The following is a 12497-nucleotide window of genomic DNA, read 5'->3' as shown; positions in this document are numbered from 1 at the left end:
GGCCGATCGCCTCTTTTATTTTGGATTGACTCCCCTTTTACCCATCCAGCATACTGCCGCCCTTACTCATTAACCACAGCTAAATTTTCCCATGGCCGCCACACCGCTAGTGCGGGACGGACAGGTTGACCTGGAACGCCGGCCGGCCGGTTCTCAGGTAGGCCTGTTCCTGACAAAAGGACCGGTCCTGAAAGTAGAGCAGTTCATGAGGTCGGCCGTCGTTGTACAGCACCTTTACGATGGCGGGTTTCCCGTTCCGCTCCGCGTAATGGAAAACGTGGTAGGGAATCCTCTTCTTGTCGAAATCCTGCGCCATCTCCATCGGCGATTTCGCTGGGACGCAGCGGGCCGAGTCCTGCTCCAACATGTACCAGTTGGCAGCCCCGACAGGAATGGCGGAAAAAAGAAACACCGACAACACGATGAACCTCTCCATGGCACCCCTCCTTGCTGGGGGCGAACATAGCACAAATCCGTGACATTGGAAACAGGTTAATCGCCTCCAATACCATAAAAATTACGCGTTATGACGTAACCACACAGGGACAGTTTTTGGGGTCCCGTTCGCCGACGTGCTCCAGCGAAAGACCGATCCAGTGGTGCACCTGGGTCACCTCGAACCCGGCCATCCGCTGCTCGCCGACCTGCATCAGCGGCCGCACAATCAAAAGCGGCTCGGCAACCATCAGTGCCAACGCCTCCTCCCGGCCCAACTCCCCCGGAACGATCTCCCCGCTTTTCACCCGCGGGTTGGTGGGATTGAACCACTCCACCACCGGCCGGGTACCAAAAAACTGCGCCAGCCGCTCCTTGGTCCACGGTTCAGCAAGGAGATTGCGCACCTCCAGCTCATGCCCCGAGGCCAAAAGAATCTCCTTCTGACGAGCGTTGCCCGCGCACCCCGGCTTTTCCCAAAAGATAACCAATGCCATGTTTCCTCCCGTTAACTTATTGTCGTTTAGATACAAAAAAGCCCGGCTCCCGTGAGGGATGCCGAGCTTCGTTGCTGGGCCTTTCATGCTGAAACTGTTTGTGGTCCGGTTGCGGAAAACCCGGGCCGGTCGGGCTCATCCCCGGCAGCTGGTTTCCAGGATATTCAAGAGATCCGTGATCAGGATCGGCTTCATCAGGCAGTAGTCGAAGAGCCCTTCCCGGCGCACCGCCGCCTGGTTGCCGGTATCCCCGCGCTCTCCGGTTACCGCGATGATTTTCGCGCCCGGTGCGACCTCCCGGATGGCCGTGGCCAGCTGGGATCCGGTCATCCTCGGCATGTTCATGTCCGTTATCACGATCTCCGGGCGGTGAGCAAGAAAAAGCTCCAGCGCCGCTTTGCCGTCGGCAGCCTGGAAAACCGACGCCGACGGGTACTTCAAGGCAAGCGTTTCCATGAGCAGATCAAGCGTAAGCGGTTCGTCCTCTACGATCAGTACCGACAGGTTAACGTTCCCGGTCACAGGTCCCATTCTTTACACCTCTATTCTGAATTCGGCCCCATCTCCTGAGTTGCGCGCGGTCAGGGTGCCCCCCATGTTGTTCTCAATGATTCCTTTGGCCATGAAAAGACCGACCCCGGTGCCGTACTGCGGCCCCTTGGTGCTGAAATAGGGGTCGAAGATCTTGTCGATGATCTCCTCGGATATCCCCCCGGCATTGTCGCTTATGGTAACGACACTGCGGCTCCCCTCGGCGCGAATCGAAATGGTGATTTTCGGCTCCCTGGTTTGTCGCTCCCCGAACGCATCCCGCGCGTTGTTGAGGATGTTGAGCAAGACCTGCGCGTACTCGTTGGCGAAGCCGGACACCACCGGGTCGCCCTGTTCCCGGACCTCGACGCCGATCCCCTGGTGCCGGAAGCTTTCCCCCACCAGCGATAAGGTCTTGGCGACCGCATCGCTTAGCTTGAACTCGGTGCGCTCCTTGTCCGCCTTGAAGTAATTGCGGAAGTCGTCGATGGTAGCCGACATGTGCTGGATCAGGTCCATCGAGGTATTGACGTTACGCTCCAGAAACGCCCGGTCGAAGTTCCCGAAATCGTAGCAAAGCAGCAACTGCTGGATGGTAATCCCCAGCGAATTGAGCGGCTGGCGCCACTGGTGGGCGATGTTGCCGATCATCTCCCCCATCGCTGCCTGGCGGCTTTGCACCAGCAGCAGGCGGTCCTTCTCCCGAAGCTCCGCAGTCCGATCCGCAACCCGCTGCTCCAGTTCGTCGTGGGCCTGGCGCAAGGCCAGCTCGGTTTTCTTGCGCTCTTCGATCTGCCGGGTGAGGTCCCGGTACAGGATCCCCAAGCGCGCCCCCATCTCGTTAAAGGCGACCGCCACCTCGCTGAACTCGTCGTCGCCTTCGGTGGGGATCTGGTGCGCCAGGTCTCCCCCGCCGATGGTGACGGCACCGTCGCGCAGCATGGTAATCCGTTTTCCGAAGGACCGGGTAACCCAGACCGAATTGGCGATGGTGACTGCCGAGACCACGATCAGCACCAGCAGGATCCCCCCGCCGGCAAGGAGCAACGACGACGTCAGGAGCCGCGCTCCGGAGCGTTGCAGCTTGTTGTCCAACTGGATCGTTTCGTAGATCCTGGTGTTGAGCTGAATGAGCAGCCGGTCCTGGACTTCCTGTTTGAAGGGATCAACGCTCGCGGCCTGCCGTTGCTGTTCCTGGGCGATGCGAAGGGTCTTCGATAGATGCCCGATCGAATCCTGGAGGGAGATCAGTTCCCGAATGGTCTTTTGGTCCTCGGCATCGGGGAATTCCTTCAGGGCGCGTTGCAGCAGCAATCCGATCTGCTTGTGTTTGGCCAGCAACTGGATCTTCGAGCGCTCGCTGCCGGAACGGTGCAGGTCGGTCCGCAGCATCAGGCGTTCGAAAGAGGCCCCGAGGATGGCGTCGGCAACATCGGATGCCTCAAGCGCGCGCTTGAGGCGCAGCGACGCGCCGACGAACACCGAACCAATGACCAGGATCGAAACGACCAGGACGATGATATTGATCTGCTGTCGTTGCTTTATTTTCATCGGCTAAGGCATCTCAGTTGATGATGGTGACTGCGGCGGGTTTCACCGACTTCAGGCCGTCCAGATAGAGGTAGTCCAGGTAATTGGGCACCGCTTTCTCCCGGGCACCTCCCTTGCGCAAAAGCCATTCCGATTCGTCTTCGAGCGAAAGGAGCAGAGCCTGGTCGAGGGTTACCGCAAGATGGGCCTGGTTCCAGTAGTCCCGCAGGAATTCGCCCTGTTGGCCGGTAAAGTCCGCCACGATCCGCTGAGCTTCGGCAGGTCTGTTTCTGGCGAAATCCTCAGCACGCAACAGCGCCTTAAGCACCTTGGTCACCATTCCGGGGTGGGCGCGAACGAACTCCGGGGTAGCCACCATGGTGAAATTGGCCCTAAAGACATCCGGGTCCTCGAAGGTGACCGATCCGGTGCCGAGGGCCTGCGCCGCTATCGTCGTGTAGGGGGAAAGGGTGGAGGCGGCATCCACGTCACCACGCGCCAAGGCATCGGGGATACTCTCTGCGTCCAGGTTCACTATCCTTACCGCCGCTACCGGAATACCGTGGGCAATCAGGTAGCTGTGCAGGAAGAACTCCGAAGTGGTGCCCAAAGTCGCGGCGATGGTCTTCCCTCTGAGCTGTTCAAAGGTGGGGATCCCGCGGTCGCGGCGCGCCACCACGGCGTTGCTCCGTTTCGAGGTTGCTATCGTCGCAATGACCGATATCCGATCCCCGTTCATGATGGAGTGGATGATCGGGGTTTCGGCCACGGTGGCAATATCCGCTTTTCGCTGCAACACATCCTCAAGAGCCGGCTTGCCGTAACGATGCAGATGCGGTGTCACATCGAGCCCCTCGGCGGCGAAGTACCCGCGGGAAAGGGCGATCTGGCAAAGGGCGGTGTCCGGCAGGGTGGCAATCGCCAAGGTTACCGGTTCGACGGTTTTCTGTTCCGACGGGTGGAGATTGCAGGCCGCGGATGCCGAGCAGGCCGCCAGCAGAAGCAGGGCCTGGAATAACCGGGTGACCCCGCCCTTTCCCCACGCCAACGGTGACCACTTGGTTCGAATCAAAAGAAGCTCCCGTGAAAAGGACCAGTAAAGAGCTGCCGCTGTAGTATCTTTGCCTGGGAAGGCGGGAATATACTCACTGCGCAGCACGTGAAGGTCACCAGTATAGTCGAGGATGGTACGAAGTCACCCATTTAATAGCACATTTTTGGCGCCTCCGCTCTTTCTATTCAATCAGAAAGGACGCAGGGATTGGAAACGCATCGCTTACCTGGCATCGGATTGGACGGGAAAAAAGAAGACCTTCCAGCTGGTACCGGAAGGTCTCGGTGGGAACTACTAAAGTTTTGTCATGCCGGTGATTTTTCGGCTGAGAGAAAAGGTTCAGACAGGAGGGACCAGGGCATCGAAGCTCTGCATCCAGCGGAAGCCAGCTCCGTTACTGGCGCCCCCCTCACTGGCCTGGTAAATGTAAGTGAAGCGCAGTTTTGTGCCTGGGGGAGCATGATCGTGAAGCCTAACCGTGAAAGGTGCCGCCTGATCCAGTTCCAGTTGGATCGGCACCACAAAGCCTACCGAAGGACCCCGCGCCTTCCCCTCCCGGTCGACGATGGCCACCCAGACCTCGACATTGTCCATGTAGGTGTAGCGAACGTTCTTGATTACCCCGGTCACGACCGCACCGGAGGGGTTGTCGGTTACGTCCCAGGCCATATCCATATCGAAATGACGGTAATGCCCAGGCAGGGTCGCGAGCCGGGTCAGGTTCGGGTCCGGTCCGACCGCGCAACCGGCGAACAGCATCAGGAAGACTAAAACGATTCGGAAACGCATCGGTACCCTCCTATGAGATGGAGTAACCTTCTCTTCATTGTATATCTTTCCTCCCATCGCCAGCAATCTTCCGGACGCCTTCACTCTCAGCAATCGACTCGAAGCCGTAGCCTTGACTCACCAGAGACGTCTCTTACACTTGCACCAGGGGATCTTTCCACCCCTCTCGTCCCTCTGTCCCGTGTCCTTCCTCCCAAGCACCGACCAGGCGCCCTCCCTAAGAGTCAAATACGTACCGGTCGCCACGGTAGCATCAGAGCAGAAGCAGGTTCACAGGAGGTGACAGATGGCATATGTGCATGATTGCCAAAGCATCACGGGAAGCCTTGCGGAAACCAAATCCACGGTTCGCCATGGCCTCAGCCTGCCACTAAAGATGCTGCTGTTTTTCTCCTGGTTCTCCCTGCCGGGCTGTATCGGCAACTTTCAACTCATATCCACCAGACAAGGCGCCACTACCGCAGGTTGGCATCAGTACGTAACGCCCCGGCCACCGAAGAATCCGGTGGAAGATGCGGTGTTAGAGGTGGCCGGAACCAGGAAATCGATTGAGATCGGTAACCAGGAGATTCTCTATATCTATACCGACACCACAAAACGGGACCCGGTGGATTGTATCGAGGTCGTGGAGAAAAGTACCGGCAACGTTGAAACTTCCCAAAGGAAGGTGACTCACTATCGGGTCTATAAAGGGCAGATAGCTGCGATGTCCGACCCCGCCAATGAGTTTTTCGTAGACGCCAACATGGAGCAGGCCATCATGCGCGCTGTCGCACAGACCTGGGCACCCAACCGGGTACTTTTTTACCAGGACGGGGATAAAAGCTACGCCATCTCGAGCAATGGCGTGGGGCAGTGCAGCGCGGAGGTAAGTATTTACAACGGGGACAAGGTCGGCAAAGTACTCATCGGGGTGAAAACGGTCAATTTCTGTTTTGCCCGGTGAGCGTCACACCTGTTTCAGAGAGACAAAACGCTGCGGGCCATTGAAACAAAAGAAGGGTTGCGGGGTAAGCCGCAAACCTTCTTTGTTTCCGGATCGTAGTGGCCGCCGCCATCCGTGGCGCCCCCCCGTGTTTTTGCCTGCCAGGCTACCGTTCCCCTTCAGCGACCCAATCAACCGCTTCCTGATAGAGTTCGTTGCCGTAAATCCGGGTATCTCCGGTCATGGTAAAGCCAAAGGCGGCAATGACATTGTGGACCCAGGTCAGGTCGGTCACGACCGCAATCCGCTCCCACTCCTTGCGGTGGGCAATCCCCAACCGCGCATCGTCCCAGAGAGCCTTTGCCTCGAAACCGGTGAACTCCGGACCCAGATGATAGAGAAAGTGGAGACGCCGATGCCGCAGGCGCATCTCCTCGACTGCGGGAATGATGATCGTTTCGTAGTCGGCAGCGGTCACCTGTCCCCGGGCGTTGAATCCCAAGACATGCTCCGGTAATCCCTCAATGCGCTCAACCATGTTTACCTCCCCTCAAGCTACAGGCCTGACGTTACGATCTTCTGGGAATTCCGGGGAACCTAAATATATTCCCACGAAGTGCTGCACGAGAACCCGCGTCCCCCCCTTTGCGAAGGGGGGTCAGGGGGGATTTGCCTCGGTAGACCACGAGTTGAAGGGGCATCCCGCAAACTGCGCAGCCAGATTCACCAATCGCAGAACCGGCAGATCTCCACCGCATCAAAATTCTTGTCGTAGTGCGATCTCTTGATCCGGCTCAGGGCATCCCCCGTCCACACCTCCCGGATCGACTGCTCCTTCAGGTTCCCCATCAGGTAATCGCCGTTAAGGTCCTGGGGGCAAAGCCCGACGTCGCCGTTCCATAAAACGATCATCCGTTCCCACAACTGGGTGCAGGTCCGGGTTCGGGGCACCTGGGGTAAACCACCCGAGACAAATGCCTCCGCCACGGAGCCGCCGTCGATGGCATGGTCCGCCACCCCGCGCCAGTACTTCAGAAACTGATCGCGTTCGTGGCGGTTCTCCTTGGATGCGTAGTAGACCGTCTCGATGACCGGACCGTTCACGCCGGACGCCTTGCGCAGTTCCAGGAAATCGTGGACATTTTGCACCACCGCTTCGTGATTGACCCCCCTCATCACCTTTTCGTGGACCTCTTTGGAGAAGCCCAAAATGGAGAAGGTGACGTAATCCGAGCTGGAAACGCCGCACTCCAAAATGGTCCGGGCCATAGCGCGGTCGAGCAGCGTGCCGTTGGTGGTGAGATGAAAGCCCATGTCCTTGGACTTCAGGTAGCGGATCATCTCCACGATCCGGGGATGCAGAAGCGGTTCACCATGCAAAAAGAGCAGGATACGCTTGATGCCAAGATCGGCGGCATCGTCGATGATCTTTTTAAACAGGTCGAAGTCCATGTTCCCCGGGGTTCTCGTGGAATCGGACCGGCCGCAGGTCAGGCAGTTGATGTTGCAGAAGGCGGTGGGTTCGATCTGGATACAGGGGGGGGTGTCGGTCCAGCGGACGATGGTCCCGGTCAATCGGGGCCACAGGAAGCGGATCTTTTCGTAGAAGTGCCGGATGTCTTTGAATGACCTCAGGAACCTCAATTCCCTCCGGAAAGCACGGAAGTCAGGCATCCTGAAGTTACGGGACGTCTCATCAGTACTCATAGGTTCTCCCGATGGCACCGTTGATAGTAAAAAATTTCTTACCAACTTCAATTGTAACCAACATGCCGCCCAGCACAAGGGAGCAAGAGAGGTAGGGCTTCTGTGCTATGAGTACCTCTCCTTCCGTATGACACCGTAATCACAGGACGGTACCGAAAAGCGCGCCCCAATCGGCTCTCCCCTGGTAAATTACTATGGGCCCTGGCTGGGCAACCGGGTCAAGATCCACAATTCTCTCCACGGCCCCTTGCATTTTCCCTCGTTACCCCCTATGCTTTTGGCCTACATTAGCTTGCTCCAATGTCCCGAGCAACACCAACCGTCAACCCACTTACTTCGTCGACGGCCGAAGTGAAGGAGGTGCGATGTGGCAGTGAAGCGTACCAGAATCTTGCGTGACTATCGTTTTTTTAAGTGCAAGAAGCTTAACGCGTTTAGCCAGCGGGTCAGGAAGGGCATGACCAATAATCCGAACATTCCTGATTCTTTGTGGGTGAACCACCCGGGCCTGTTGGCGCTATTTTTCGCAGCAGCGGACAAGCTGGACATCGTGTACCACGAATCACTTTTGCGCAGTATCGTCTCGATTGCCGCACGCGAGACGCTCGAAGTGGAGGTAATCGCCTACCTGGACCAGATCGCGTCGCTTCTCGAAGCAGCGGCAGTTCAGAATTCGGAAATGCTTCTTACCTCCGGGTTCAATCTGGCGAAGGAACGCCGGGGTCGCAGCCGGGCTCCGCAGCCCCCGGTGGCAATGCCATTGAAAGTCGAGGTTGCGAGCCAAAACGTGGCAACGGAGGAATCGGCCCCGTAGCGGCCGGCTCCAAGGCATCTTTCGGTAGAACCGGGACGTAGCGCAAGCGTGGGGTTCCCTCCGGGTACCCCTTTTTTTGCCTCAAATCTCCTCGCAATGCCGCGTCCGCTCGGCATAGCACCAAGCCCAGGGACGCCCCCTCCCCTTCCGGGTGCAGAATCATCCCCTCAAGCAACAATCAATCGCCACCGCATAATTACTACCACTCCGCATAAAGTAATTTACTCCGAGCACGAGGTACCTTCTTCAGATCGAGAAGTGACTTACTCTGAGCGCGAAGTATTTTACTTATCGCACAAAGTATTTAATTTTGAGTACGAAGTAATTTATATAGAGCTGTAAGTAATTTACTTCGAGCTTGAAGTAATTACCTTACCGCACGAAACAAATTACTTTTTACGAAAAGTAAATTATCACGAGTAAGAAGCAACTTACTTCGAGCCTACAAGGCATGTTATTTGCTGGAATCTTCCACCCACCGAAGCCATGGCAGATGATGAGATGGATGGCACCGAAGAGGTCCACCCAGATGGCAGCGGTATGCTTCAAGCGTTGCCACACCTCCCTCCCCTAACAACGCCTACCTTCCAGGCGACCGAAGTTGCCCCGCCGCAGGCAACCTCAGCAGGCCAGGTTGTACATTGTCCCCAGCATCGATCACTACCAGTCCACACTGGAGGCAATGCAACCGGTTTGGTTGATGTGCGCGAAAGTCTATCCACAAGAGGGGGCCTGACCATCTTGACTCCTTCCCCCTGTGTACGACAGTCATGGCTGTTTCAGCAATTCAACTAAACATACTCCACTCCCAACTAATTCTGAATTATTCTTCAGAATTTCTTCAGTTGTGAATCCGCGCCGTTTCCATAATATTGATAACAAAGGAGAGAACCGATGCACATTCTGGTGATCGAGGACGAGCCTAAAGTCGCTCAGGCCTTGAAACAGGGCCTGGAATCGGAACGGTATCAGGTCTCAGTCGCAGTCAGTGGAGAAGAAGGATTCTTCCAGCTCAATGCGGGGGTCTTCGATCTGGTGCTGCTTGACCTCATGCTCCCCGGACGCGACGGGCTGGAGATCCTGACCACTATAAGAAAACGCGGCATTGACACGCCAGTCCTGATCCTCACCGCTCGGGATTCGGTTGATGATCGGGTGCTGGGGCTTGATAGCGGAGCCGACGACTATCTGGTGAAGCCCTTTGCCTTTCCTGAATTGCTGGCCCGGATCCGGCTCATCCTGCGCAGGGAAAAGAAAGAGCAGGTACTGAAGCTCGCGCTCGCAGATCTTGAAGTCGACTTGGTGACTCGAAAGGCGGTGCGTGCCGGTATGGAGATCGAGCTGACGACTCGGGAATTCGAACTGTTGGACTACCTATTGCGCAACCAGGGGAGCATCGTTTCACGCGAAATGCTCTCACGGAATGTCTGGCAGGTGAAGGACCGCTCCACGCCCCTGGACAACGTGATAGACGTGCATATCGCCAGGCTCAGGCGCAAAGTTGACGGACCTTTTGCTGTGAAGCTCGTCAAGACGGTGCGGGGCCTGGGCTTCATGATGAACGAGGAAGGTTCATGAGACGGTGGCATGGCAGCATACGTCTGCGCCTGACCCTTTGGTACGCGGCGGCCCTGGCAACCATCATCCTCTGCTTCGCCCTCGGCGTCTACTGGTCGGTGCGCTCCAGTCTGCTGCGGAGCCTGGACGCACAACTGAAGCGGGACCTAGGCACGGTCTCCCGGGTGATCCGAGACGAGCCCAACGAGATCAACGAACTGGCACAGCACGGATCGGTCGACCTGTTCCAGGTGCGCGAGGAGAACGTGGTCCTCGCGGAGACCGGCGACTGGAGCAAGGCCGCACTGGAAAAGGCCAACGCAGCCACGCTCCCCGGTTCTTGGTCTTGGATGGCGCCCAGCGGCCTCAGCTTCCGAATCGAATCCGTATCCGTTACCGCGCCGGGACATACCTACCAAGTGTCCGTAGCGGAGGACGAGCAAAACCTGCGCGCCAGCCTGAAAAGCCTCGGCTTCATCCTCGCTCTGGGGATACCTGTGGCGCTGGCGCTGGCACTGATCGGCGGCTACCTCCTCGCCGGGAGGGTCCTGGCCCCCATCGGAGCCATGGCGGCCAAGGCAAGGGAGATCACGGCCGATCGGCTCTCGGAGCGCCTGCCGGTGGAACATGACGACGAGTTCGGTCGGCTGGCCAGAGTGTTCAACGACACCTTTGCCCGGTTGGAGGAGTCCTTCGAGCGGCTACGCCGGTTCACCTCGGATGCTTCCCATGAGTTGCGGACGCCGCTCACCGCCATCCGAAGTGTCGGGGAAGTGGGCCTTAGGAAAGGAACGGACCCGGAAGCCTTGCGAGAGGCGATAGGGAGCATGCTTGAGGAGGCCGACGGGCTGACCCGACTCGTGGACAGTCTCTTGACCATTAGCCGCGCCGAGGCGGGGACCCTGCAACTCAAACGCGAGCCGACCGATCTTGCCGCGCTGGCGAGGGAGGTCGTCGATTGCCTGGAGGTGCTTGCTGAGGAAAAGGAGCAGGCCATCCACCTAGAAGCAGCCGAGGAGGTAATAGCAGACCTTGACCGCAGCACGCTGCGCCAGGGGCTCCTCAACATCATCGACAACGCGGTCAAGTATGCGCCGCGGGGGGGCCAAGTGTGGGTGCATGTCTGGGATGCGGGGGATGAGGCGTTTCTCGAGGTGCGTGATGACGGACCCGGCATCGCCGCTGAGCATCAACCCCGGGTGTTCGACCGCTTCTACCGGATCGACAGCGGACGCTCGCGAGAGGTCGGGGGCACCGGCCTGGGGCTCGCCATCGCGCGTTGGGCGGTTGAGGTAAACGGCGGATGCATTCGATTAACCAGCCAGCCGGGCCACGGCAGCACCTTTACCATAGTGGTGCCCAAGCTGGCACGAGCTTAACTTACCAGCCACAACGAGGAGGAGAGAATGAGGAATACCGTCACCGTGGGAATCAAGACCGGCATCGTCACCGTCCTTGCAGGCATGGCACTGGCTGCCACAGCCTTCGCGGAGCCGATGACCTTCCCGGAAGGTACCGCAACACCTTCCGAAACCTGCGGTGGATGCCACAAGGCCATCTACCGGGAGTTCGCCTTCGGATTCGGCAGCGACATCCACTACAAGCCGACCACCATCCCGCAGAAGGAAGGCCAAAACATTCCCATGCCGGCCGGGGTTTCGGCGACGGCAACGGCCCATGCCTTCGCCGGAGCTGAACAGTACCCGATCCACGCCAGGGAAGCAGAGGAAGAAGGTCGCTCCTGCAACGTCTGCCATTATCCCGAGCCGTTCGTAATTCCCGCGATGGACGTAGCGGAAATGACCAAACCCAAGGCGCGGTCCAAAGAAAAGGAAGCCGCGGGCATCACCTGTGCGAGCTGTCATCTGACGCCGGAAGGGAAGATCAGAGGCCCCTACGGCGTGAACGCCCCCCACGAGACGGTGGCCGATCCGGCCATCCGGACCTCGGCCATGTGCGCCTACTGCCACAGCATGGGGAAACGGGTAATCGGCAAGCAGACCCAGACCTTCCTGGAGTGGCGCGAGGACTTCAGCAAGCCCGGGCTTGGCAAGCAGCAATGCCAGGACTGCCACATGCCGCGCACCATGCGCAAGGTCGCCGAAGACTTCGACAACCCTGAGCGCGCCGTGGCGCGGCACCTTTGGACCGGCGGGCGTTCGCAGCAGCGGCTGGCCAGTGCGCTCAGCATGGCTATCAGCCAGCCGGAGGCGGGAAAATCTCCTCTTGCCTTCCACGTCATCAACATCGGCGCAGGACATTCGGTGCCGACCGGATCCAACCGCAGGGCAATCTACCTGAACGTGGTGGTGACTGACAAGAAAGGGAAAAACGTGGCTTCCAAAGAATGGATGTTCGCACCCTCCTACGGAAACCGCCCGGACGATAAGAAGTTCCTCGAAGAGGACAAGAAGCGTCCCGATGCGGTTGCCGCCAGCCAGGCCGATGCCCAGGGTCCGCACGAGGCGAACATCCGGGCCGGCGAAGAGCGCATCCTCCCCTGGACCCCGGAATTGAAACCGGGCGACTATACCGTGAAGGCCCGACTCATCTACGACCTGAACCGGTACAATGCACGCTCCTTCAAGGGGGATCAGACCGAGATCAACAGCACGACCCTCACCATCAGGGTGAAAAAAGGATAACCATTATCATGCC

At 58.3% G+C, this 12497-nt stretch carries 13 protein-coding genes; 5 read left to right on the top strand and 8 right to left on the bottom strand.

What is annotated here, in order from left to right; translation table 11 throughout:
- Positions 1-106: 106 nt before the first annotated feature.
- The 6 genes from JFN93_RS19180 to JFN93_RS19155 form a co-directional block, all read right to left on the bottom strand.
- Positions 107-436, bottom strand: a complete 330-nt coding sequence (locus tag JFN93_RS19180) for a hypothetical protein (RefSeq protein ID WP_199385745.1) — start codon at positions 434-436, stop codon at positions 107-109.
- An 88-nt stretch (positions 437-524) separates the two neighbouring features.
- The gene (locus tag JFN93_RS19175) at positions 525-932 is read right to left on the bottom strand and encodes a thioredoxin domain-containing protein (protein ID WP_199385744.1); all 408 of its coding nucleotides are present in this window, start codon (positions 930-932) and stop codon (positions 525-527) included.
- 135 nt (positions 933-1067) lie between these two features.
- Complete coding sequence (locus tag JFN93_RS19170; protein ID WP_199385743.1) at positions 1068-1463, bottom strand: response regulator transcription factor; 396 nt, start codon at positions 1461-1463, stop codon at positions 1068-1070.
- Between the two features lie 3 nt (positions 1464-1466).
- On the bottom strand, positions 1467-3014 hold the full coding sequence (locus JFN93_RS19165; RefSeq protein ID WP_199385742.1) for a sensor histidine kinase: 1548 nt from the start codon (positions 3012-3014) through the stop codon (positions 1467-1469).
- A gap of 13 nt (positions 3015-3027) precedes the next feature.
- Positions 3028-4065 carry an ABC transporter substrate-binding protein gene (locus JFN93_RS19160; protein ID WP_199385741.1) on the bottom strand — a complete coding sequence of 346 codons (1038 nt, stop codon included), beginning with the start codon at positions 4063-4065 and terminating at the stop codon, positions 3028-3030.
- Between the two features lie 321 nt (positions 4066-4386).
- Positions 4387-4836, bottom strand: a complete 450-nt coding sequence (locus JFN93_RS19155; protein WP_199385740.1) for a hypothetical protein — start codon at positions 4834-4836, stop codon at positions 4387-4389.
- Positions 4837-5122: 286 nt separating this feature from the next.
- On the opposite strand from JFN93_RS19155, the gene JFN93_RS19150 reads away from it, so the two are divergent.
- On the top strand, positions 5123-5782 hold the full coding sequence (locus JFN93_RS19150; RefSeq protein WP_199385739.1) for a hypothetical protein: 660 nt from the start codon (positions 5123-5125) through the stop codon (positions 5780-5782).
- Between the two features lie 145 nt (positions 5783-5927).
- Here the strand turns inward: JFN93_RS19150 and JFN93_RS19145 are convergent, their stop codons facing one another.
- The gene (locus tag JFN93_RS19145; RefSeq protein ID WP_199385738.1) at positions 5928-6299 is read right to left on the bottom strand and encodes a SpoIIAA family protein; all 372 of its coding nucleotides are present in this window, start codon (positions 6297-6299) and stop codon (positions 5928-5930) included.
- A gap of 185 nt (positions 6300-6484) precedes the next feature.
- A complete protein-coding gene (locus JFN93_RS19140) occupies positions 6485-7405 on the bottom strand; it encodes a radical SAM/SPASM domain-containing protein (RefSeq protein WP_199385737.1) in 921 nt (306 codons plus the stop codon).
- Between the two features lie 430 nt (positions 7406-7835).
- On the opposite strand from JFN93_RS19140, the gene JFN93_RS19135 reads away from it, so the two are divergent.
- From JFN93_RS19135 to JFN93_RS19120, 4 genes are all read left to right on the top strand, one after another.
- On the top strand, positions 7836-8282 hold the full coding sequence (locus JFN93_RS19135) for a hypothetical protein (RefSeq protein WP_199385736.1): 447 nt from the start codon (positions 7836-7838) through the stop codon (positions 8280-8282).
- Positions 8283-9176: 894 nt separating this feature from the next.
- The gene (locus tag JFN93_RS19130) at positions 9177-9860 is read left to right on the top strand and encodes a response regulator transcription factor (RefSeq protein ID WP_199385735.1); all 684 of its coding nucleotides are present in this window, start codon (positions 9177-9179) and stop codon (positions 9858-9860) included.
- On the top strand, positions 9857-11218 hold the full coding sequence (locus tag JFN93_RS19125) for a sensor histidine kinase (protein WP_199385734.1): 1362 nt from the start codon (positions 9857-9859) through the stop codon (positions 11216-11218). The genes JFN93_RS19130 and JFN93_RS19125 overlap by 4 nt, the downstream gene beginning before the upstream one ends.
- A gap of 27 nt (positions 11219-11245) precedes the next feature.
- Complete coding sequence (locus JFN93_RS19120) at positions 11246-12484, top strand: hypothetical protein (protein ID WP_199385733.1); 1239 nt, start codon at positions 11246-11248, stop codon at positions 12482-12484.
- Positions 12485-12497 lie beyond the last annotated feature (13 nt).

The sequence above is a fragment of the Geomesophilobacter sediminis genome, assembly GCF_016458275.1.
GTDB lineage: Bacteria > Desulfobacterota > Desulfuromonadia > Geobacterales > Geobacteraceae > Geomesophilobacter > Geomesophilobacter sediminis.
This window is presented reverse-complemented; position numbering and strand designations above follow the sequence as displayed.